The sequence below is a fragment of the Burkholderia sp. BCC1985 genome, from assembly GCF_905339915.1.
GTDB lineage: Bacteria > Pseudomonadota > Gammaproteobacteria > Burkholderiales > Burkholderiaceae > Burkholderia.
The window spans coordinates 20,665-40,788 of record NZ_CAJPGY010000016.1 but is presented as its reverse complement, the minus strand read 5'-3'; the positions used below and the strand labels follow the sequence as shown (position 1 = coordinate 40,788).

Sequence of the window (20,124 nt, the reverse complement as noted above, 5' to 3'; positions counted from 1 at the left end):
GTTTTTCATGCGCCGCTCATTCGGCGGCCGGCGCGCGGAACGACCAGCGGCGCGCGGCCGGGCGGGGCGCCGGGCTGCGGCGGCGGAATTCGACCGCGATCCCGCGCCGCGGCGCATCGGCGATGAACGCGTCGAGCAGTTCGAGCACGTCGTGGTCGATGTAGTCGGCGCGCGTCGCGTCGATGATCACGGCCGCGCGGTCCGGAATGTGCCGCAGGTGATGCTTGACCTGCACCTTGCCGAGGAACGACACGTCCTTGCGGAACGACAGCAGGAAGTGGTCGTCGTGCTGCGCGAGCGTGACGGGGCTCTTCAGGTTCGCCACCGCGACCGCCAGCACGCTGCAGGCGAGGCCGAGCGCGATGCCGAACAGGAGGTCGACCGCCAGCACGCCCGCGATCGTCGCGGCGAACGGCACGAACGCGGCCGGGCCCTGCTTCAGCACCGAGCGGAACAGCGCCGGTTTCGCGAGCTTGAAGCCGGTGTGGATCAGGATCGCCGCGAGGCTCGCGAGCGGGATCAGGTTGATCAGCCCGGTGAGCGCGAACACGCTGGCGAGCAGCAGGATCCCGTGCACGATCGCCGACATCCGGCTTTGGGCACCCGCGTTCACGTTGACCGAACTGCGCACGATCACCGACGTGATCGGCAGCCCGCCGACCGCGCCCGCGACGAGATTGCCGACGCCCTGGGCCTTGAGTTCGCGGTCCGGCTGGGTCGGCCGGCGCTTCGGATCGATCTGTTCGACCGCCTCCAGGCTCAGCAGCGTCTCGAGGCTCGCGACGACCGCGAGGGTGATCGCGACGCGCCACACGTCCGGATTGACGAGTTGCGCGAAGTTCGGGCCGAGCTCGGCATGCTTCAGCGATGCCGCGAGCGCCGCGAACGATTCGAGCTCCGGCAGCGTGACGCGATGCGCGGCGCCCGGCGCGACCGACGGTGCAACGACGCCGAGCACCAGCGTCGCGCCGATGCCGAACACGACGACCGCGAGCGGCGCAGGCGCCGCGCGTACCCAGCCGAAGCGCTTGAGCGCGGGCGTGTCCCACGCGACCAGCAGCGCGAGCGAGGCGAGCGCGATGGCCGTTGCGGCCCAGGCGGTCGGCAGGCCGGGCCATGATGCAAACGATTGCGCGGCCGGCCCGCCGATGCCGAATGCGAACGGAATCTGCTTCACGACCAGCAGCAGGCCGATCGCCGCGAGCATGCCCTTGATGACGGGCGACGGTACGTACGCGGCGAAGCGGCCGGCGCGCAGCATGCCGAAGCCGAACTGCAGCACGCCGGACAGCAGCACCGCGAGCAGGAACGCGGAAAAGCTGCCGAGTTGCGCGATCCCTTCGACGACGATCACGACGAGGCCGGCGGCCGGCCCGCTGACCGACAGTGACGAGCCGCTCAACAGCGCGACGATGATCCCGCCGACGATGCCGGACACGAGCCCGGCGAACGGCTCGACGCCGGACGCATTGGCGATGCCGAGACATAACGGCAGCGCGACGAGGAACACGACGATGCCGGCGACGATGTCGCGCGGCAGGGTGGACAGGCGGTCGTTCAGTTTCATGGTTGGGGTGATTTCATTGGCGTAGGGAGGGGCAGATCAGCCGAGAGCGACGGCCATGGCGGCATGCTCCGGTTCGGCTTCGGCCGGCGCTGTCGTGTAGCCGGAATCGAGTTCCTTCAGGCGGCCGTCGGCGAGCGAAAAGATCCAGCCGTGCACGAGCGGCGGCCGCTGCCGGCCATGCACGATCGGCGAAGCGCGCAGCAGCCGCACCTGTTCGAGCACGTTGAGTTCCGCCAGGCGGTCGGCGGCGGCCGTGTCGTCGAGTCCGTCGAGCGTGTCGCGATGGCGCCGTGCAAGCGCGCACAGCGGCGCGATGCGGCGCGCGACGTGCGGCAGGTCGGCCGGCGGCGGCAGCAGCGACGCGCGCACCCCGCCGCATCCGTAGTGGCCGCACACGATCACGTGGTCGACTTCGAGCACGCGCACGGCGTACTCGAGCACGCTCGCGGAATTGTCGTCGTCGGGATGGAACAGGTTCGCGATGTTGCGATGGACGAACAGCTCGCCGGGCACGCAATGCGTGATGGTTTCGGCTGGCACCCGGCTGTCGGCGCAGCCGATCCACAGCACGCGCGGATTCTGGCCGCGCGCGAGTGCGTCGAAGACACCGGGCGTGTGCTCGTGCGTCTCGCGGGCCCAGGCGATGTTGGCAACCAGCATGCTCTTGGGGCGATTCATGAGGACTCCTTTCTGATAAGGACAAACAAATACCGGACGAAGTGGAGCAATAGGATGCTTTCTAAATTGAAAGGTTCAATTTCATCCGATATTAGGGGTATGCCCTAACATCCGGTGCCAATGATACAAATTGTTTCAACTCGATCTGGCGAGGTGCACCGAATGCACCAATGCAACGCATGACATGTATCGTGCATGCCTGTTTCCCGCCGGCGGCCGCGTGGCGCGGGGCTCGCCGCGATGCTTTGGGCGCATATTCGATCGGAAAGGATTGCTGCTTCAATTCGAAATTAATCGAATATGACGGAAAAAATGAAATGGCCATTCACGCAACGATTCGTGAATGGCCATTGTGAAAATTGCGCGTAAATGCGCAATCGATCCGATCAGAACAGATTGCGGCGGTCGGGATCGTGCAGCGGGTCCGGTGTTTTCTGCGTGGTGCGCAGGATGCCCTGCGGGTCGAAGTAGAAGCTGTACATCATGTACCAGACGTTGTCTTCGAGATAGCGGTAGGTCCATACCTCGCGCTTCATCAGCGGGAAGTAGGACGTCTCGACCGGGCGGCCGAAATTGACGAGCACGTCGGTCTTGGTCCACTTGCCGATATCCGCGCGATAGAACTCGCTCGGCTGCAGCACCTGGCGCACGTTGACGATCCGGTGGGCCGCGTCGACGTCGGCCGCGACCGTGATCTCGCCCATCGGCTGGGTCGGCCACATCAGGCGCTTGCCGCCGCCGGGCAGGTCGTAGATCTCGCGCGGCGGGCCCATGCGCGCGACGATCGCCGACTCGTCCTGGCCGGCCTGGTATTGCTGCCACGGTTGCGCACAGCCGGCGAGCAGCGCCGCCGCACAGGCGACCAGCACCGGCAGGCGCGCGGGAATGCGAATGCGCATGGGATCCTCCAGAACGCTCTAACCGTTCAGTTGTATCACGGACGGCGCGCGCCGGCGCATCGTGCCGAAAAAATCGGTGCGGATCGCCGGCCGGGTGTCGTCGGGCTATCGTTGCGCGCCGGGCTTGCGGCCGGCGCCGCCCGCGTCCTATGATCCGCGCTTCTCGGACAGGTTGAAGGGCAGGGAGCCGATGCAGCTGTGGAAACGGTACGCGCTCGCATGGAGCGCCGGGTGGATGCTGGCGTCGTCCGCGTTCGCGGCAGGCGAGCCGGTGCGGATCGCGCTGATCGAAGGGATGTCGGGCCCGTTCGCGAACGCGGGCGCGGCCGTCGAGCGCAACCTGCGCTTCGGCGTCGAGCGGGTCAACGCAGCGGGCGGCGTGAAGCTGCGTGATGGCGCGCACCCACTCGAACTCGTCGTGCTCGACAGCAAGGGCAGCCCGGAGGAGGCGCTGGTGCAGTTGCGCGCAGCGGCGGACCGGCACATCGGTTTCGTCGCGCAGGGCAACAGCTCGGCGGTCGCGGCCGCGCTCGTCGCGGCGCTCGACAAGCTGAACGCGCGCAATCCGGACAGCCGGATGCTGTTCCTCAACTATTCGGCCGACGATCCGGCGCTGACCGGTGCGCGCTGCAGCTTCTGGCATTTCCGCTTCGACGCGCACGCGGGGATGCGGATGGCCGCGCTGGCGGACGTGATGGCGCGCGACCGCCCGCTGCGCAAGGTCTACCTGCTGAACCAGGACTACAGCTTCGGCCACGACGTCAGCGCGCTGGCGCGGCAGGCGCTGGCCGAGCGGCGCCCCGACGTGACGATCGCCGGCAACGAATTCCACCCGATCGGCCGCATCAAGGATTTCTCGCCGTACATCGCGAAGATCCGCGCAAGCGGCGCGGACGCCGTCGTGACCGGCAACTGGGGCAACGACCTCACGCTGCTCGTGAAGGCTGCACGCGAGCAGGGGCTGAACGCGAAGTTCTATACGTTCTATGGCAACAGCCTCGGCGCGCCGGCCGCGCTCGGCGATGCGGGCGTGGGCCGGGTGGTCGCCGTCGCGGACTGGCATCCGAACGCGGGCGGCGCGCAATCGGACGCGTTCTACCGCGCGTTTCGGACCCGTTTTCCCGCTGCCCCGGACGACTATCCGGTGCGACGGATGAGCCTGATGATCGAGATGCTCGCGGCGGCGATGAATCGCGCCGGCTCGTCCGACCCCGTCGCAGTGGCGCGCGCGCTCGAAGGGCTGTCGCTCGACGACGGCTTCCACGCGTCGTCGATGCGGGCGCAGGATCACCAGTTGATCCAGCCCCTTTACGTGATGGAAATGGACAAGGCCGGCACGCCGGGCGTGCGCTTCGACAACGAGGGCTCGGGATACGGTTTCCGGACCGTCCTCGCGGTGCCCGCGCAGCGCACGCAGATGCCGTCGACCTGCTCGATGACGCGCCCGTGACAGGAGGCGATGGAACGGCGTGCAGTTGTGCTACAATGCCCGCCGGTTGTAAGTCACGGCACGGCCATTCTTCCGTGTCCGCCTGTTAGTTAGCCAGTAGGAAACAAAGGAAATCTCATGTCTGTTGCAGATATCAAGAAGTCGGAAGTCGTTGCTCAGTTCGCCCGCGGTACCAACGACACGGGTTCGCCCGAAGTCCAGGTCGCACTGCTGACCGCACGTATCGTCGAACTGACGGGTCACTTCAAGACCCACGCGAAGGATCACCACAGCCGCCGCGGCCTGCTGCGCATGGTGAGCCGCCGCCGCAAGCTGCTCGACTACCTCAAGGGCAAGGATGCCGACCGTTACCGCGCGCTGATCGAGAAGCTGGGTCTGCGTAAGTAATCGAGGCGATTGCCGCCAGCAAGATGCCTGTGTCAGTCCGCTGATGCAGGCATTTTGTTTTTGCGCGGTGCGTAGCGTCACGCGCACCGCAGGTCGTCCGGCACGTGGGTGCCGGGCTGCCGGAACGGCTGATACCGGGGTCGGGATTTGTGTCATTCCAGCGCGCCGCTCGTCGAGCGGCGTGCTGGAATGGCATAAAAAACACACCTTGCTCCGGGTGATTCGGTCGGGACGCCGCCGCGCGGGATGGCCCGCACGGCGAATGAAATGAATGAATTCAAAGGAGCAACCATGTCCATGTTCAACAAGGTCGTGAAGGAATTCCAGTGGGGCCAGCACAAGGTGCGCCTCGAAACCGGTGAAGTCGCCCGCCAGGCGAGCGGTGCCGTGATCGTCGACGTGGAAGACACCGTCGTGCTGGCCACCGTCGTCGGCGCGAAGTCGGCGAAGCCGGGTCAGGACTTCTTCCCGCTGACCGTCGACTACCTCGAGAAGACCTACTCGGCCGGCAAGATTCCGGGCGGCTTCTTCCGTCGCGAAGGCCGTCCGTCGGAACACGAGACGCTGACGTCGCGCCTGATCGACCGTCCGCTGCGCCCGCTGTTCCCGGAAGGCTTCTACAACGAAGTCCAGGTCGTGATCCACGTGCTGTCCGTGAACCCGGAAATCCCGGCGGACATCCCCGCGCTGATCGGCGCATCGGCCGCGCTCGCCGTGTCGGGCCTGCCGTTCAACGGTCCGGTCGGTGCCGCGCGCGTCGCGTACATCGACAACGCCTATGTGCTGAACCCGACGCGTGACCAGATCAAGGCATCGAGCCTCGACCTCGTCGTCGCCGGTACGGAGCGCGCGGTGCTGATGGTCGAATCGGAAGCCGACCAGTTGCCGGAAGACGTGATGCTGGGCGCGGTCGTGTTCGGCCACGAGCAGATGCAGACGGCGATCGACGCGATCCACGAACTCGTGCGCGAAGGCGGCAAGCCCGAGTGGGACTGGCAGCCGGCACCGAAGAACGAAGCGCTGATCGCGCGCGTGACGGAACTGGCGCACGGCGACCTGCTCGCCGCTTACCAGCTGCGCGACAAGCAAGCGCGTTCGACGAAGCTGAAGGAAGTCTACGCGGCAACCTCGGCGAAGCTCGAGGAAGACGCGCTGGCGGCCGGCACGGTCGCGGCCGACAAGGCGACCGTCGGCAACATCCTGTTCGACATCGAAGCGAAGATCGTCCGTTCGCAGATCCTGAACGGCGAGCCGCGCATCGACGGTCGCGACACGCGCACCGTGCGTCCGATCGAGATCCGCACCGGCGTGCTGCCGCGCACCCACGGTTCGGCGCTGTTCACGCGTGGCGAAACGCAGGCGCTCGTCGTCGCGACGCTCGGCACGAAGGGTGACGAGCAGATCATCGACGCGCTCGAAGGCGAATACCGCGAGCGCTTCATGCTCCACTACAACATGCCCCCGTTCGCGACCGGCGAAACGGGCCGCGTCGGCTCGCCGAAGCGTCGTGAAATCGGCCACGGCCGTCTCGCGAAGCGCGCGCTGGTCAAGTGCCTGCCGAGCGCCGACGAATTCGGCTATTCGATCCGCGTCGTGTCGGAAATCACCGAATCGAACGGTTCGTCGTCGATGGCATCGGTGTGCGGCGGCTGCCTCGCGCTGATGGACGCCGGCGTGCCGATGAAGGCGCACGTCGCGGGCATCGCGATGGGCCTGATCCTCGAAGGCAACAAGTTCGCGGTGCTGACCGACATCCTCGGCGACGAAGATCACCTCGGCGACATGGACTTCAAGGTGGCCGGCACGGAGCAAGGCGTGACGGCGCTGCAGATGGACATCAAGATCCAGGGCATCACGAAGGAAATCATGCAGGTCGCGCTCGCGCAGGCGAAGGAAGGCCGCATGCACATCCTCGGCAAGATGACGTCGGCGGTCTCGGGTGCGAACACGCAACTGTCGGAATTCGCGCCGCGCATGATCACGATCAAGATCAACCCGGAAAAGATCCGCGACGTGATCGGCAAGGGCGGTTCGGTGATTCGCGCGCTGACCGAAGAAACCGGCACGACCATCGACATCTCGGATGACGGCGTCGTGACGATCGCGAGCACGAACAGCGAAGGCATGGCCGAAGCGAAGAAGCGCATCGAGCAAATCACGGCCGAGATCGAAGTCGGCCAGGTGTACGAAGGCACGGTGCTCAAGCTGCTCGATTTCGGCGCGATCGTGAACCTGCTGCCGGGCAAGGACGGCCTGCTGCACATCTCGGAAATCGTCAACGAGCGCGTGAAGGACATCAACGACTACCTGAAGGAAGGCCAGCAGGTGAAGGTCAAGGTGATCCAGACGGACGAGAAGGGTCGCGTGCGTCTGTCGGCGAAGGCGCTGCTGAACGAAGCAGCGGCGGCGTCGCATTCGGATACGCCGCCGCAGCAGTAAGCGGACAGGCGTGAGAACGGCCGGCAGTGCGAAAGCGTGCCGGCCGTTTTTTCTGTAGCATCGTTGTGCGGCGCAGCAGCGCCGGCGAGGCGCCCGTGCCGCGCACGGGTGCGCCACCCGATTCCGATCCTGGAGCGACCACCATGCAAGCCATCGAAATCACCGAATTCGGCGCCCCCGACGTGCTGAAGCTCGCGGAGCGTCCGCGCCCCGAACCGAAGCGCGGCGAAGTGCTGATCAAGGTGGCGGCTTCCGGCGTGAACCGGCCCGACGTATTCCAGCGCAAGGGCGCCTATGCGCCGCCGCCGGGGGCATCGGATCTGCCGGGCCTCGAGGTCGCGGGCGAGATCGTCGGCGGCGACCTGTCGGATGCGGCGCTGAACCCGTTCGGCCTGAAGCTGGGCGATCGCGTCTGCGCGCTGCTCGCGGGCGGCGGCTACGCCGAGTACGCGGTCGCGCCGCTGCCGCAATGCCTGCCGGTTCCCGACGGGCTGACCGACATCGAAGCCGCATCGCTGCCTGAAACGTTCTTCACGGTGTGGAGCAACGTGTTCGACCGCGCGCTGCTCGGCGCGGGCGAGGGCGGCGAGCAGGAAACGCTGCTCGTGCAGGGCGGCTCGAGCGGGATCGGCGTGACGGCGATCCAGATCGCGCACGCGCTCGGCTATCGCGTGTTCGCGACGGCCGGGAATGCCGACAAATGCCGGGCATGCGAGGCGCTCGGCGCCGAGCGCGCGATCAACTACAAGACCGAGGACTTCGTCGAGGTCGTCAAGTCGCTGACGCACGATCGCGGCGTCGACGTGATCCTCGACATGGTCGCGGGCTCGTACGTGCCGCGCGAACTGTCCGCGCTCGCGGATGGCGGTCGCCTCGTGCTGATCGCGCTGCTCGGCGGGGCGAAGGCCGAGGTCAACCTGAACGAGATCCTGCGCCGCCGGCTGACGGTGACGGGCTCGACACTGCGTCCGCGTCCGGTCGAATTCAAGGCGCGCATCGCCGCACAGCTGAAGGCGCGCGTCTGGCCGCTGCTCGCGGACGGCCGCATCAAGCCCGTGATCTACCGCGTGCTGCCGGCCGGCGAGGCCGCGCAGGCGCATGCGCTGATGGAAAGCGGCGAGCACATCGGCAAGATCGTGCTCGATTGGGGTACGACCACCTGACGGCCGTGCGGCCGGACTTGACATGCGCGGTTTGACCGGTTCAAGCCGCGCGCAGTAAAATCGCGGGTTTGCTTCGCCAGATCCAACCTGACGGCCGGTTTCCGGTGCGTTAATGACAAGATAGTGACGAGACAGACACGATGTCGAAACAACGAACGAAGCGAGTGATCGGCAACTGGAAGATGCACGGCCGGCTGGCCGGCAACCAGGCGTTGCTGAACGAAGTGGTGCAGGGCGCAGGCGCGGTGGCGGCCGAGACGTCGATCGGCGTGTGCGTGCCGTTCCCGTATCTCGCGCAGGTTCAGGCGCAGCTCGCCGGCGGCCGTGTCGCGTTCGGCGCGCAGGACGTGTCCGCGCACGAGCAGGGCGCGTTCACCGGTGAAGTGGCGGCCGCGATGGTGGCGGAGTTCGGCGCGCAGTATGCGATCGTCGGTCACTCGGAGCGCCGCGCGTATCACGGCGAGCGCAGCGAAACCGTCGCTGCGAAGACGCAGCGCGCGCTCGCGGCAGGCCTCACGCCCGTCGTGTGCGTCGGTGAAACGCTCGACGAGCGCGAAGCGGGTGCGACCGAGCAGGTGGTCGGTGCACAGCTCGACGCCGTGCTGGCCGTGCTGACGGCCGACGAAGCGGCGCGCATCGTCGTCGCGTACGAGCCGGTCTGGGCGATCGGCACGGGCAAGAGCGCGACGTCGGCGCAGGCGCAGGACGTACACGCATTCCTGCGTGCGCGTCTCGCGGCGAAGGGGGCGGCGGACGTATCGGTGCTGTACGGCGGCAGCGTGAAGCCGGACAACGCGGAAGAGCTGTTCGCACAGCCGGACATCGACGGCGGCCTGATCGGCGGCGCGTCGCTGAAGGCGGAAGATTTCCTGGCGATCTGCCGGGCCGCGCGTTGAGCGGTCCGGGGTCGAATTGAACCATGATGGCGGCCGGTCGGTCCGGTCGCCTGATCCAATCGGGTGGGTGTGATGCTGTTATTCAAGACGCTGATTATTGTCGTGCAGGTACTGTCTGCACTGGGTGTGATCGGGCTGGTGCTGCTCCAGCACGGCAAGGGTGCCGACATGGGTGCTGCATTCGGCAGCGGCGCGTCGGGCAGCCTGTTCGGTGCGACCGGCTCCGCGAACTTTCTGTCGCGCACGACGGGCATTCTCGCGACGATCTTTTTCGTCGCGACGCTCGCACTGACGTATCTCGGTTCGTACAAGTCGACGCCGTCGGCCGGCGTGCTCGGCGCGGCAGCGACCGCGCCGGCATCGGCACCTGCAGCATCGGCACCGGCAGTCGCGGCGTCCGCCGCGGTTGCGGGGTCGGCCGCAAGCGCGCCGGGCCAGGACGTCCCGAAATAAAAAGTTAAATTTTTTGCGGTTGTGCGTTGAACAAATCTGGAACTCGGGTTAGAATTTAATTCTTGAAGCGATTCGCGGGAAACGAGCAGTACAACCCGAGTTGCATGCAGTGCCGACGTGGTGAAATTGGTAGACACGCTATCTTGAGGGGGTAGTGGCGAAAGCTGTGCGAGTTCGAGTCTCGCCGTCGGCACCAAAGTTACTCAATGCCAGCCGCTTCTAGTGGCTGGCATTTTTCATTTGTGGGGTGTGCCTTGCGATTGTCTTGTGATTGCACGCACTCCGAAATGATTCCTTCCGCCGGAAGTGGTATTCTCCGGACGCTCAGAACCAACCGATAGAGGATTGCCTTGAACCTCGCAGCCTATTACCCCGTCTTGTTGTTCCTCCTCGTGGGCACTGGTTTAGGTATAGCGCTGGTCAGCATCGGCAAGCTCCTTGGTCCCAACAAGCCGGACGTCGAGAAGAACGCACCGTACGAGTGCGGCTTCGAAGCCTTTGAAGACGCCCGGATGAAATTCGACGTCCGGTACTACCTCGTCGCCATCCTGTTCATCATCTTCGATCTCGAAACCGCATTCCTGTTTCCGTGGGGCGTCGCGCTCCGGGACATCGGCTGGCCGGGTTTCATCGCAATGATGATTTTTCTGCTCGAATTCCTGCTGGGCTTTGCCTATATCTGGAAGAAAGGCGGCCTCGACTGGGAGTGATGGGTTAATCGCCGGTTTGCATGGGCGGCCACGCTGGGCCGCTCGTCTGGAGTGGAAAGCAAATGAGTATCGAAGGGGTCTTGAAGGAAGGGTTTGTCACCACGACGGCTGACAAGCTGATCAACTGGACGCGTACCGGCTCGCTGTGGCCGATGACGTTCGGGCTCGCGTGTTGCGCCGTCGAGATGATGCATGCGGGCGCGGCCCGTTACGACCTGGACCGGTTCGGGGTCGTGTTCCGTCCGAGCCCGCGTCAGTCGGACGTGATGATCGTCGCCGGCACGCTGTGCAACAAGATGGCGCCCGCACTGCGCCGCGTGTACGACCAGATGGCCGAGCCGCGCTGGGTGATCTCGATGGGGTCGTGCGCGAACGGTGGTGGCTACTACCACTACTCGTACTCGGTGGTCCGCGGTTGCGACCGGATCGTGCCGGTCGACGTCTACGTGCCGGGCTGTCCGCCCACGGCCGAGGCGCTGGTCTACGGCGTGATCCAGCTTCAGGCGAAGATCCGCCGCACCAACACCATCGCCCGTCAATAAAGCCCCGAGCGTCCCCTCAATATGGCAAGCAAAATCGAGACCCTCAAGGCCAACCTCGAAGCCGCGCTCGGCGCGCGCGTGGTGAGCCTCACCGAAGCGATCGGTGAACTGACGCTCGTCGTGAAGGCGAGCGATTACCTCGAAGTCGCAAAGACGCTGCGCGACGATCCGAAGCTCCGTTTCGAGCAGCTGATCGACCTGTGCGGCATCGACTATCAAACGTACGGCGACGGCGCCTACGACGGCCCGCGTTTCGCGGCCGTGTCGCAGCTGCTGTCGGTCACGAACAACTGGCGCCTGCGCCTGCGCGTGTTCGCGCCGGACGACGATCTGCCGATCGTGGCGTCGCTCGTCGACATCTGGACCTCCGCAAACTGGTACGAGCGCGAAGCGTTCGACCTGTACGGCCTCGTGTTCGAGGGTCACCCCGACCTGCGCCGCATCCTCACCGACTACGGCTTCATCGGCCATCCGTTCCGCAAGGACTTCCCGGTGTCGGGCTATGTCGAAATGCGTTACGACCCGGAAGAGAAGCGGGTCGTCTACCAGCCGGTGACGATCGAGCCGCGCGAAATCACGCCGCGCGTGATCCGCGAGGATCGCTATGGCGGTCTGAAACATTAAGGGGGCGTCATGGCAGAAATCAAGAACTACACCCTCAACTTCGGCCCGCAGCACCCGGCAGCGCACGGCGTGCTGCGCCTGGTGCTCGAGCTCGACGGCGAAGTCATCCAGCGTGCCGATCCGCACATCGGCCTGCTGCACCGCGCGACCGAAAAGCTCGCGGAAAGCAAGACCTTCATCCAGTCCGTGCCGTACATGGACCGTCTCGACTACGTGTCGATGATGGTCAACGAGCACGGCTACGTGCTCGCGATCGAGCGCCTGCTCGGCATCGACGTGCCGGAGCGCGCGCAGTACATCCGCGTGCTGTTCGACGAGATCACCCGCGTGCTGAACCACCTGATGTGGATCGGCGCGCACGCACTCGACGTCGGCGCGATGGCCGTGTTCCTGTACGCATTCCGCGAGCGCGAAGACCTGATGGACGTGTACGAAGCGGTGTCCGGTGCCCGGATGCACGCGGCGTACTACCGTCCGGGCGGCGTCTATCGCGACCTGCCTGACGCAATGCCGCAATACAAGGCGTCGAAGATTCGCAACGAGAAGGCGCTCGCGAAGATGAACGAAGCGCGCAGCGGCTCGGTGCTCGACTTCATCGACGACTTCTTCACGCGCTTCCCGAAGTGCGTCGACGAATACGAAACGCTGCTGACCGACAACCGGATCTGGAAACAGCGCCTGGTCGGGATCGGCGTCGTCAGCCCGGAGCGTGCGCTGCAGATGGGCCTGACGGGCCCGATGCTGCGCGGCTCGGGCATCGCCTGGGACCTGCGCAAGAAGCAGCCGTACGAAGTGTACGACCGCATGGATTTCGACGTGCCGGTCGGCGTGAACGGCGATTGCTACGACCGCTATCTGGTGCGCGTCGAAGAAATGCGCCAGTCGGTCCGTATCGCGAAACAGTGTATTGAGTGGCTCCGCAAGAATCCGGGCCCGGTGATGACCGACAATCACAAGGTTGCGCCGCCGTCGCGCGTCGGCATGAAGACCAACATGGAAGACTTGATTCACCACTTCAAGCTCTTCACCGAAGGTTTCCATGTGCCGGAAGGCGAGGCGTACGCGGCAGTCGAGCATCCGAAGGGCGAGTTCGGCATCTACCTCGTGTCGGACGGTGCCAACAAGCCGTATCGCCTCAAGATCCGCGCACCGGGCTTCGCGCACCTCGCGTCGCTCGACGAAATGGCGCGCGGTCACATGATTGCCGACGCCGTCACGATCATTGGTACGCAGGACATCGTGTTCGGCGAAATCGATCGCTAATGGTTGCGCCGCCTGCGCGAGCGGGCGGCGAGCAGTCAGTCACACGCGAAGTCACATGCGGTATGCGCCGAGCCGGCGCAGCTTCGCAAGCTGTCAACAGTGAGCGCCAGGTCTGCCGTCCATGCACAGCAGTGCGGCAGGTTGTTCGTTCGGTAGGAATTGAAAGAGTCGTGTCTGAAAATGATCTCAGCTGAAGGCCTGAAGGAAATCGATCGAGCGTTGACGAAGTATCCCGCCGATCAGAAACAGTCCGCCGTGATGTCGGCGTTGGCCGTCGCTCAGGAAGAGCACGGCTGGCTGTCGCCCGAACTGATGCAGTTCGTCGCGGACTATCTCGGCATGCCGGCCGTCGCCGTGCAGGAAGTCGCGACGTTCTACACGATGTACGAGCTCAAACCGGTCGGCAAGCACAAGATCACGCTCTGCACGAACCTGCCGTGCCAGCTTGGCCCGCACGGCGGCGCGGAAGCGACTGCCGACTACCTGAAACAGAAGCTGGGCATCGGCTTCGGCGAAACCACGCCCGACGGCAAGTTCACGCTGAAGGAAGGCGAATGCATGGGCTCGTGCGGCGATGCGCCGGTGCTGCTGGTGAACAATCACAGAATGTGCAGCTTCATGAGCCGCGAGAAGATCGACCAGCTGCTTGAGGAGCTCTCGAAATGACGTCCCTCCACGACCGTCACATCAAACCGCTGATCCTCGCTGGTCTGAACGGCGAGAACTGGCATCTCGAAGACTACGTTGCGCGCGGCGGCTACAAGCAGCTGCGCCGCATTCTCGAAGAAAAGGTTCCGCCGGAGCAGGTGATTGCCGACGTGAAGGCGTCGGGCCTGCGTGGCCGTGGCGGTGCGGGCTTCCCGACCGGCCTGAAGTGGAGCTTCATGCCGCGCCAGTTCCCGGGACAGAAGTACCTCGTCTGCAACTCGGACGAAGGCGAGCCGGGCACGTTCAAGGATCGCGACATCCTGCGCTGGAACCCGCATGCGCTGATCGAAGGCATGGCCATCGGCGCGTACGCGATGGGCATCACCGTCGGCTACAACTACATTCACGGCGAAATCTTCGAAGTGTATCGACGCTTCGAGGCCGCGCTCGATGAGGCGCGCGCCGCGGGTTTCCTCGGCGACAACATCATGGGCTCGGAATTCTCGTTCCAGCTGCACGCGCACCACGGTTACGGCGCGTACATCTGCGGCGAGGAAACGGCGCTGCTCGAATCGCTCGAAGGCAAGAAGGGCCAGCCGCGCTTCAAGCCGCCGTTCCCGGCGAGCTTCGGCGTGTACGGCAAGCCGACCACGATCAACAACACCGAGACGTTCGCCGCGGTGCCGTTCCTGCTGTCCATCGGGCCGCAGAATTACCTCGAGATCGGCAAGCCGAACAACGGCGGCACGAAGATCTTCTCGGTGTCGGGCGACGTCGAGCGTCCGGGCAACTATGAAGTGCCGCTCGGCACGCCGTTCGCGACGCTGATGGAGCTCGCCGGCGGGATGCGCGGCGGCCGCAAGATCAAGGCCGTGATTCCGGGCGGCTCGTCGGCGCCGGTGATCCCGGGCGACATCATGATGCAGACCGATCTCGATTACGACTCGATCGCGAAGGCGGGCTCGATGCTCGGCTCCGGCGCGGTGATCGTGATGGACGAGACGCGCTGCATGGTGCGTTCGCTGCTGCGCCTGTCGTACTTCTACTACGAGGAATCGTGCGGCCAGTGCACGCCGTGCCGTGAAGGCACCGGCTGGCTGTATCGCGTCGTGAATCGTATCGAGCACGGCGAAGGCCGCCAGGAGGATCTGGACCTGCTGAACTCGGTTGCCGAGAACATCATGGGCCGCACGATCTGCGCGCTCGGCGATGCGGCGGCGATGCCGGTTCGCGGGATGCTCAAGCATTACTGGGACGAATTCGCGTACCACGTCGAGCACAAGCACTGCATGGTCGGCGGCCACGCGCACGCGGCGGCAGCCTGAAGCGAAGCACCGGTTGCGGAATTTGAGCGCACGGTCGGGCGAAGGCGCGAACGGGCGGAAATAGGTTAAGGACCATTCACCATCATGGTTGAACTTGAAATAGACGGCAAGAAGGTCGAGGTGCCCGAAGGCAGCATGGTGATCCAGGCTGCGCACAAGGCGGATACGTACATTCCTCACTTCTGCTATCACAAGAAACTGTCGGTCGCGGCCAACTGCCGGATGTGTCTCGTCGAAGTCGAGAAGATGCCGAAGGCCGTGCCTGCCTGCGCGACGCCCGTGTCGGCCGGCATGATCGTGCACACGCAGTCCGACAAGGCCGTGAAGGCGCAGCAGTCGGTGATGGAATTCCTCCTCATCAACCATCCGCTCGACTGCCCGATCTGCGATCAGGGCGGCGAATGCCAGCTGCAGGATCTGGCGGTCGGCTACGGCAAGTCGTCGTCGCGCTACTCGGAAGAGAAGCGCGTGGTGTTCCACAAGAACGTGGGCCCGCTGATCTCGATGGAAGAAATGTCGCGCTGCATCCACTGCACGCGCTGCGTCCGCTTCGGCCAGGAAGTCGCCGGCGTGATGGAGCTCGGCATGCTGGGCCGCGGCGAGCACTCGGAAATCACGACGTTCGTCGGCAAGACGGTCGACTCCGAACTGTCGGGCAACATGATCGACCTGTGCCCGGTCGGCGCGCTGACCAGCAAGCCGTTCCGCTACAGCGCCCGTACGTGGGAACTGTCGCGCCGCAAGTCGGTGAGCCCGCACGATTCCGTCGGCGCGAACCTCGTCGTGCAGGTGAAGAACAACCGCGTGATGCGCGTGCTGCCGTTCGAGAACGAAGCGATCAACGAATGCTGGATCTCGGACAAGGATCGTTTCTCGTACGAAGGCCTGAACAGCGAAGAGCGCCTGACGAAGCCGATGCTGAAGCAGGGCGGCCAGTGGATCGAAACCGACTGGCAGACCGCGCTCGAATACGTCGCGAAGGGCCTGAAGGGCATCGCCGCGGATCACGGCGCGAATGCGCTGGCGATGCTCGCGAGCGCGCACAGCACCGCTGAAGAGCTGTTCCTCGTGAAGCAGCTCGCCAACGAACTGAAGACGCCGAACGTCGACTTCCGTCTGCGTCAGCAGGATTTCTCGGCGCCGGTCCACGGCGCACCGTGGCTCGGCATGCCGATCGCCGACCTGTCGAACGTGGATGCCGCGTTCGTCGTCGGTTCGTTCCTGCGCCGTGACCACCCGCTGTTCGCCGCACGCCTGCGCCAGGCCGCGAAGAACGGCGCGAAGCTGCACTTCCTGCACGCGACCGCCGACGACTCGCTGATCCCGACCGCGAAGCGCATCGTCGCCGCGCCGTCGGCATGGCTCGACGAACTGGCCGGCGTGGCCGCAGCCGTCGCGCAACTGCGCGGCGTCGCGCTGCCGGACGCGCTCGCGGGCGTCGCCGCATCGCCGGCTGCGCAAGCGGTCGCCCAGTCGCTCGTGAACGGCGAGCGCCGCGCGGTGCTGCTCGGCAACGCAGCCGTCCGTCATCCGCAATTCGCGAAGCTGCACGCCGTCGCACAGTGGATCGCCGACAACACCGGCGCCACGTTCGGCTTCCTGACGGAAGCGGCGAACACGGTCGGCGCGCACGTCGTCGGCGCACTGCCGGGCGAAGGCGGCCTGAACGCACGCGAAGCGTTCGCGCAGCCGCGCAAGGGTTACGTGCTGCTGAACGTCGAACCGGAATTCGACACGGCCGATCCGGCGCAGGCGCTTGCCGCGCTGAACCAGGCCGAGACGGTCGTCGTGATGTCGCCGTTCAAGCACGGCCTCGATTACGCCGACGTGCTGCTGCCGATCGCGCCGTTCACGGAAACGGCCGGTACGTACGTGAACGCGGAAGGCTCGGTGCAGAGCTTCAACGGCGTCGTGCGCCCGCTCGGCGACACGCGTCCGGCGTGGAAGGTGCTGCGCGTGCTCGGCAGCCTGCTCGGTCTGCCGAACTTCGAATACGAAACGGCGGAAGAAGTGCGTCTCGCGGCGCTCGGCGACGCAGGCGTCGCGAACCGTCTGTCGAACCAGGCGTCGGCCGCACCGGCCCGCGTCGCGGCAACGGCCGCGAACGGCGGCTTCGAGCGCCTCGCCGACGTGCCGATCTATCATGCCGACGCACTCGTGCGCCGCGCAGGTGCGCTGCACCTGACGGCCGCCGCGAAGGTAGCGAACGCCGCAGCCCTGCCGGCCGCGCTGTTCGACAAGCTGGGCTTGAAGGAAGGCGACGCGGTGCGCGTGCGCCAGGGCGAGCGTGCGGTGCAGTTGCCGGCCGTGCGCGACGCGAATCTTGCGGAGACGGTCGTTCGCGTGTCGGCGGCAACGCCTGCCGGCGCAGCGCTCGGCAGCCTGTCCGGTGAACTGGTGGTGGAGAAGGCGTAAATGAGCTTGTTCGATACGATCAACGCGGGCGGCGCCCAGGTTCTCGGCGTCGCGTGGCCGACGGTGTGGGCAATCGTGCGCATCCTCGTCGTCTCCGTCGTCATCCTGCTGTGCGTCGCGTACCTGATTCTGTGGGAACGCAAGCTGATCGGCTGGATGCACGTGCGTCTCGGCCCGAACCGCGTCGGCCCCGCCGGCCTGCTGCAGCCGATCGCCGACGTGCTGAAGCTGCTGCTGAAGGAAGTGATTCAGCCGAGCGCCGCCAGCCGCTGGCTGTACCTGATCGCGCCGGTCATGACCGTCGTGCCGGCGTTCGCCGTGTGGGCGGTGATCCCGTTCCAGGCCGAAGCCGTGCTCGCGAACGTGAACGCGGGCCTGCTGTACGCGATGGCGATCTCGTCGATCGGCGTGTACGCGGTGATTCTCGCCGGCTGGGCATCGAACTCGAAGTACGCGTTCCTCGGCGCGATGCGCGCCGCGGCGCAGATGGTCTCGTACGAAATCTCGATGGGCTTCGCGCTGGTGCTCGTGCTGATGACGGCCGGCAGCCTGAACCTGTCGGAAATCGTCGGCTCGCAGCAGCACGGTTTCTTCGCCGGCCACGGCGTGAACTTCCTGTCGTGGAACTGGCTGCCGCTGCTGCCGGCGTTCGTCGTCTACTTCGTGTCCGGCATCGCCGAAACGAACCGTCACCCGTTCGACGTGGTGGAAGGGGAGTCGGAGATCGTCGCGGGTCACATGATCGATTACTCGGGCATGGCGTTCGCGCTGTTCTTCCTCGCCGAGTACATCAACATGATCGTGATCTCGGCACTGGCCTCGACGCTGTTCCTCGGCGGCTGGGACGCACCGTTCGAATTCCTGTCGTTCATTCCGGGCATCTTCTGGCTGGTGCTGAAGGTATTCGCGCTGCTGTCGGTGTTCATCTGGGTGCGCGCGACGTTCCCGCGCTACCGTTACGACCAGATCATGCGTCTGGGCTGGAAGGTGTTCCTGCCCGTCACGGTGATCTGGGTGGTCGTGGTCGGCTTCTGGATGATGTCGCCGCTCAACATCTGGGTGAAGTAAAGATCGGACGAAATCATGACGGCAATCCAACACTTCTTTAAGACCTTCTTCCTGACGGAGCTGCTGAAGGGGCTCGCGCTGACCGGTCGTTACACGTTCCGGCGCAAGTTCACCGTGCAGTTCCCGGAAGAGAAGACCCCGATTTCGCCGCGTTTCCGCGGGCTGCATGCGCTGCGCCGCTACGAAAACGGCGAAGAGCGCTGCATCGCGTGCAAGCTCTGCGAGGCCGTGTGCCCCGCGATGGCGATCACGATCGAATCGGAAACGCGCGCGGACAACACGCGCCGCACGACGCGCTACGACATCGACCTGACGAAGTGCATCTTCTGCGGTTTCTGCGAAGAAAGCTGCCCGGTCGATTCGATCGTCGAGACGCAGATTCTCGAATATCACGGCGAAAAGCGCGGCGACCTGTATTTCACGAAGGAAATGCTGCTCGCGGTGGGCGATCGCTACGAGAAGGACATCGCTGCGGCGAAGGCTGCCGACGCGCCGTATCGTTGATTGTGTTTGCAGTGCCGGCCCGGCATGAACGGGCCGAGCCGCCGCGACGGGTGCGGCACGCGAGAGCGTCCCGCAAGCCGCGCCTGACTATGGCCTAACGATGAACCGGTAATCATGGAATTCACGACCGTACTGTTCTACATCTTCGCGCTGCTCCTGGTGGTATCAGGGCTGAAGGTGATCACTTCGCGCAACCCGGTGGCGTCTGCGCTTTTCCTTGTGCTGGCGTTCTTCAACGCCGCCGCGATCTGGATGCTGCTGGAAGCGGAGTTCCTCGCGATCCTGCTGGTGCTGGTGTACGTGGGCGCCGTGATGGTGCTGTTCCTGTTCGTCGTGATGATGCTGGACATCAACATCGATTACCTGCGCCGCGACTTCAAGCGCTTCGTGCCGATGGCGACCGTCGTCGGCGCGATCATCGTGGTCGAGACTGCGCTGATCCTGTGGCGCGGCTACGGCGACACGCACACCGTGCACGCGATGGCGACGGGCGCGATGGCCGACTGGTCGAACACGCGTCTGATCGGCAAGGTGATCTACACCGACTACATCTTCGCGTTTGAAATCGCCGGCCTGGTGCTGCTGGTCGCGATCATCGCCGCGATCGGGCTGACCGAGCGCAAGGGCAAGGACAGCAAGCGCCAGCGCGTGTCGGATCAGGTCAAGGTGCGCCGCGACGACCGCGTGCGCCTCGTGAAGATGGAAGCGGACAAGCCGCAGCCGGAAACGGCGCAGAGCGAAGCCGGTACGAGCACCAACGGCTAAGCGGAGGAAAGGAAAACCATGCTGACTCTTGCTCATTACCTCGTGCTCGGCGCGATCCTCTTTGCGATCGCGATCGTCGGGATCTTCCTGAACCGCCGCAACATCATCATCATCCTGATGGCGATCGAGCTGATGCTGCTGGCGGTGAACACCAACTTCGTCGCGTTCTCGCACTACCTCGGCGACGTGCACGGCCAGATCTTCGTGTTCTTCGTGCTGACCGTCGCCGCAGCGGAAGCCGCGATCGGTCTCGCGATTCTGGTGACCCTGTTCCGTAAGCTCGACACGATCAATGTCGAGGATCTCGATCAGCTCAAAGGTTAATTTC

General features: G+C 65.1%; 20 protein-coding genes and 1 tRNA gene. 18 read left to right on the top strand and 3 right to left on the bottom strand.

The genetic code is table 11. The features are described 5' to 3' along the window. Positions 1 to 16: 16 nt before the first annotated feature. From U4Z31_RS18155 to U4Z31_RS18145, 3 genes are all read right to left on the bottom strand, one after another. Positions 17 to 1,567, bottom strand: a complete 1,551-nt coding sequence (locus tag U4Z31_RS18155; protein WP_321810989.1) for a SulP family inorganic anion transporter — start codon at positions 1,565 to 1,567, stop codon at positions 17 to 19. Positions 1,568 to 1,603: 36 nt separating this feature from the next. Next, complete coding sequence (locus U4Z31_RS18150) at positions 1,604 to 2,245, bottom strand: carbonic anhydrase (protein ID WP_321810988.1); 642 nt, start codon at positions 2,243 to 2,245, stop codon at positions 1,604 to 1,606. A gap of 386 nt (positions 2,246 to 2,631) precedes the next feature. Next, on the bottom strand, positions 2,632 to 3,144 hold the full coding sequence (locus U4Z31_RS18145; RefSeq protein WP_321810987.1) for a hypothetical protein: 513 nt from the start codon (positions 3,142 to 3,144) through the stop codon (positions 2,632 to 2,634). 190 nt (positions 3,145 to 3,334) lie between these two features. On the opposite strand from U4Z31_RS18145, the gene U4Z31_RS18140 reads away from it, so the two are divergent. The 18 genes from U4Z31_RS18140 to nuoK all read left to right on the top strand — a co-directional run bounded on the left by U4Z31_RS18140 (position 3,335) and on the right by nuoK (position 20,120). Next, on the top strand, positions 3,335 to 4,594 hold the full coding sequence (locus tag U4Z31_RS18140; RefSeq protein WP_321811045.1) for a branched-chain amino acid ABC transporter substrate-binding protein: 1,260 nt from the start codon (positions 3,335 to 3,337) through the stop codon (positions 4,592 to 4,594). Positions 4,595 to 4,711: 117 nt separating this feature from the next. Then, on the top strand, positions 4,712 to 4,981 hold the full coding sequence (gene rpsO, locus U4Z31_RS18135; RefSeq protein WP_006398792.1) for a 30S ribosomal protein S15: 270 nt from the start codon (positions 4,712 to 4,714) through the stop codon (positions 4,979 to 4,981). 291 nt (positions 4,982 to 5,272) lie between these two features. Further along, on the top strand, positions 5,273 to 7,420 hold the full coding sequence (gene pnp, locus U4Z31_RS18130; protein WP_044844667.1) for a polyribonucleotide nucleotidyltransferase: 2,148 nt from the start codon (positions 5,273 to 5,275) through the stop codon (positions 7,418 to 7,420). A gap of 143 nt (positions 7,421 to 7,563) precedes the next feature. After that, entirely contained in the window at positions 7,564 to 8,583 is a 1,020-nt protein-coding gene (locus U4Z31_RS18125; RefSeq protein WP_044844666.1) for an NAD(P)H-quinone oxidoreductase, read from the top strand. A gap of 140 nt (positions 8,584 to 8,723) precedes the next feature. Then, on the top strand, positions 8,724 to 9,479 hold the full coding sequence (tpiA, locus tag U4Z31_RS18120) for a triose-phosphate isomerase (protein ID WP_124522488.1): 756 nt from the start codon (positions 8,724 to 8,726) through the stop codon (positions 9,477 to 9,479). A gap of 72 nt (positions 9,480 to 9,551) precedes the next feature. Next, complete coding sequence (gene secG / locus U4Z31_RS18115; RefSeq protein WP_282505630.1) at positions 9,552 to 9,932, top strand: preprotein translocase subunit SecG; 381 nt, start codon at positions 9,552 to 9,554, stop codon at positions 9,930 to 9,932. Between the two features lie 111 nt (positions 9,933 to 10,043). Further along, positions 10,044 to 10,128: transfer RNA gene (locus U4Z31_RS18110), tRNA-Leu, on the top strand. Between the two features lie 154 nt (positions 10,129 to 10,282). Next, positions 10,283 to 10,642: an NADH-quinone oxidoreductase subunit A gene (locus U4Z31_RS18105; RefSeq protein WP_006398798.1), complete on the top strand. Its 360-nt coding sequence runs from the start codon at positions 10,283 to 10,285 to the stop codon at positions 10,640 to 10,642. A gap of 62 nt (positions 10,643 to 10,704) precedes the next feature. Continuing rightward, positions 10,705 to 11,184 (top strand): NuoB/complex I 20 kDa subunit family protein, encoded by a 480-nt coding sequence (locus tag U4Z31_RS18100; protein WP_006398799.1) that lies wholly within the window; start codon positions 10,705 to 10,707, stop codon positions 11,182 to 11,184. 21 nt (positions 11,185 to 11,205) lie between these two features. Next, positions 11,206 to 11,808, top strand: a complete 603-nt coding sequence (locus U4Z31_RS18095; RefSeq protein ID WP_044844664.1) for an NADH-quinone oxidoreductase subunit C — start codon at positions 11,206 to 11,208, stop codon at positions 11,806 to 11,808. Between the two features lie 9 nt (positions 11,809 to 11,817). Further along, positions 11,818 to 13,071, top strand: coding sequence for an NADH-quinone oxidoreductase subunit D (locus U4Z31_RS18090; protein ID WP_044844663.1), 1,254 nt, complete (start codon positions 11,818 to 11,820; stop codon positions 13,069 to 13,071). A 180-nt stretch (positions 13,072 to 13,251) separates the two neighbouring features. Beyond that, positions 13,252 to 13,737: an NADH-quinone oxidoreductase subunit NuoE gene (nuoE, locus tag U4Z31_RS18085; RefSeq protein ID WP_006478266.1), complete on the top strand. Its 486-nt coding sequence runs from the start codon at positions 13,252 to 13,254 to the stop codon at positions 13,735 to 13,737. Then, positions 13,734 to 15,044 (top strand): NADH-quinone oxidoreductase subunit NuoF, encoded by a 1,311-nt coding sequence (nuoF, locus tag U4Z31_RS18080; RefSeq protein ID WP_321810986.1) that lies wholly within the window; start codon positions 13,734 to 13,736, stop codon positions 15,042 to 15,044. The genes nuoE and nuoF overlap by 4 nt, the downstream gene beginning before the upstream one ends. A gap of 84 nt (positions 15,045 to 15,128) precedes the next feature. Continuing rightward, entirely contained in the window at positions 15,129 to 17,459 is a 2,331-nt protein-coding gene (nuoG, locus tag U4Z31_RS18075; protein WP_321810985.1) for an NADH-quinone oxidoreductase subunit NuoG, read from the top strand. Continuing rightward, positions 17,460 to 18,527 (top strand): NADH-quinone oxidoreductase subunit NuoH, encoded by a 1,068-nt coding sequence (gene nuoH, locus U4Z31_RS18070; RefSeq protein WP_044844661.1) that lies wholly within the window; start codon positions 17,460 to 17,462, stop codon positions 18,525 to 18,527. A gap of 15 nt (positions 18,528 to 18,542) precedes the next feature. Then, a complete protein-coding gene (nuoI, locus tag U4Z31_RS18065) occupies positions 18,543 to 19,031 on the top strand; it encodes an NADH-quinone oxidoreductase subunit NuoI (RefSeq protein WP_011885529.1) in 489 nt (162 codons plus the stop codon). 114 nt (positions 19,032 to 19,145) lie between these two features. Then, entirely contained in the window at positions 19,146 to 19,796 is a 651-nt protein-coding gene (locus U4Z31_RS18060; protein WP_044844660.1) for an NADH-quinone oxidoreductase subunit J, read from the top strand. An 18-nt stretch (positions 19,797 to 19,814) separates the two neighbouring features. Further along, positions 19,815 to 20,120 (top strand): NADH-quinone oxidoreductase subunit NuoK, encoded by a 306-nt coding sequence (gene nuoK, locus U4Z31_RS18055; RefSeq protein ID WP_004185739.1) that lies wholly within the window; start codon positions 19,815 to 19,817, stop codon positions 20,118 to 20,120. The last annotated feature ends 4 nt before the right edge of the window (positions 20,121 to 20,124 follow it).

Bases quoted from the DNA above. Each gene is read 5' to 3' on its own strand.
- U4Z31_RS18150 (WP_321810988.1), bottom strand. From the start codon at position 2,245: ATGAATCGCCCCAAGAGCATGCTGGTTGCCAACATCGCCTGGGCCCGC.
- U4Z31_RS18060 (WP_044844660.1), top strand. From the start codon at position 19,146: ATGGAATTCACGACCGTACTGTTCTACATCTTCGCGCTGCTCCTGGTG.
- secG (WP_282505630.1), top strand. From the start codon at position 9,552: ATGCTGTTATTCAAGACGCTGATTATTGTCGTGCAGGTACTGTCTGCA.
- U4Z31_RS18140 (WP_321811045.1), top strand. From the start codon at position 3,335: ATGCAGCTGTGGAAACGGTACGCGCTCGCATGGAGCGCCGGGTGGATG.
- nuoK (WP_004185739.1), top strand. From the start codon at position 19,815: ATGCTGACTCTTGCTCATTACCTCGTGCTCGGCGCGATCCTCTTTGCG.
- U4Z31_RS18125 (WP_044844666.1), top strand. From the start codon at position 7,564: ATGCAAGCCATCGAAATCACCGAATTCGGCGCCCCCGACGTGCTGAAG.
- nuoI (WP_011885529.1), top strand. From the start codon at position 18,543: ATGACGGCAATCCAACACTTCTTTAAGACCTTCTTCCTGACGGAGCTG.
- nuoF (WP_321810986.1), top strand. From the start codon at position 13,734: ATGACGTCCCTCCACGACCGTCACATCAAACCGCTGATCCTCGCTGGT.
- U4Z31_RS18100 (WP_006398799.1), top strand. From the start codon at position 10,705: ATGAGTATCGAAGGGGTCTTGAAGGAAGGGTTTGTCACCACGACGGCT.
- U4Z31_RS18155 (WP_321810989.1), bottom strand. From the start codon at position 1,567: ATGAAACTGAACGACCGCCTGTCCACCCTGCCGCGCGACATCGTCGCC.
- tpiA (WP_124522488.1), top strand. From the start codon at position 8,724: ATGTCGAAACAACGAACGAAGCGAGTGATCGGCAACTGGAAGATGCAC.
- nuoG (WP_321810985.1), top strand. From the start codon at position 15,129: ATGGTTGAACTTGAAATAGACGGCAAGAAGGTCGAGGTGCCCGAAGGC.
- nuoH (WP_044844661.1), top strand. From the start codon at position 17,460: ATGAGCTTGTTCGATACGATCAACGCGGGCGGCGCCCAGGTTCTCGGC.
- nuoE (WP_006478266.1), top strand. From the start codon at position 13,252: ATGATCTCAGCTGAAGGCCTGAAGGAAATCGATCGAGCGTTGACGAAG.
- U4Z31_RS18145 (WP_321810987.1), bottom strand. From the start codon at position 3,144: ATGCGCATTCGCATTCCCGCGCGCCTGCCGGTGCTGGTCGCCTGTGCG.
- U4Z31_RS18090 (WP_044844663.1), top strand. From the start codon at position 11,818: ATGGCAGAAATCAAGAACTACACCCTCAACTTCGGCCCGCAGCACCCG.
- U4Z31_RS18095 (WP_044844664.1), top strand. From the start codon at position 11,206: ATGGCAAGCAAAATCGAGACCCTCAAGGCCAACCTCGAAGCCGCGCTC.
- pnp (WP_044844667.1), top strand. From the start codon at position 5,273: ATGTCCATGTTCAACAAGGTCGTGAAGGAATTCCAGTGGGGCCAGCAC.
- rpsO (WP_006398792.1), top strand. From the start codon at position 4,712: ATGTCTGTTGCAGATATCAAGAAGTCGGAAGTCGTTGCTCAGTTCGCC.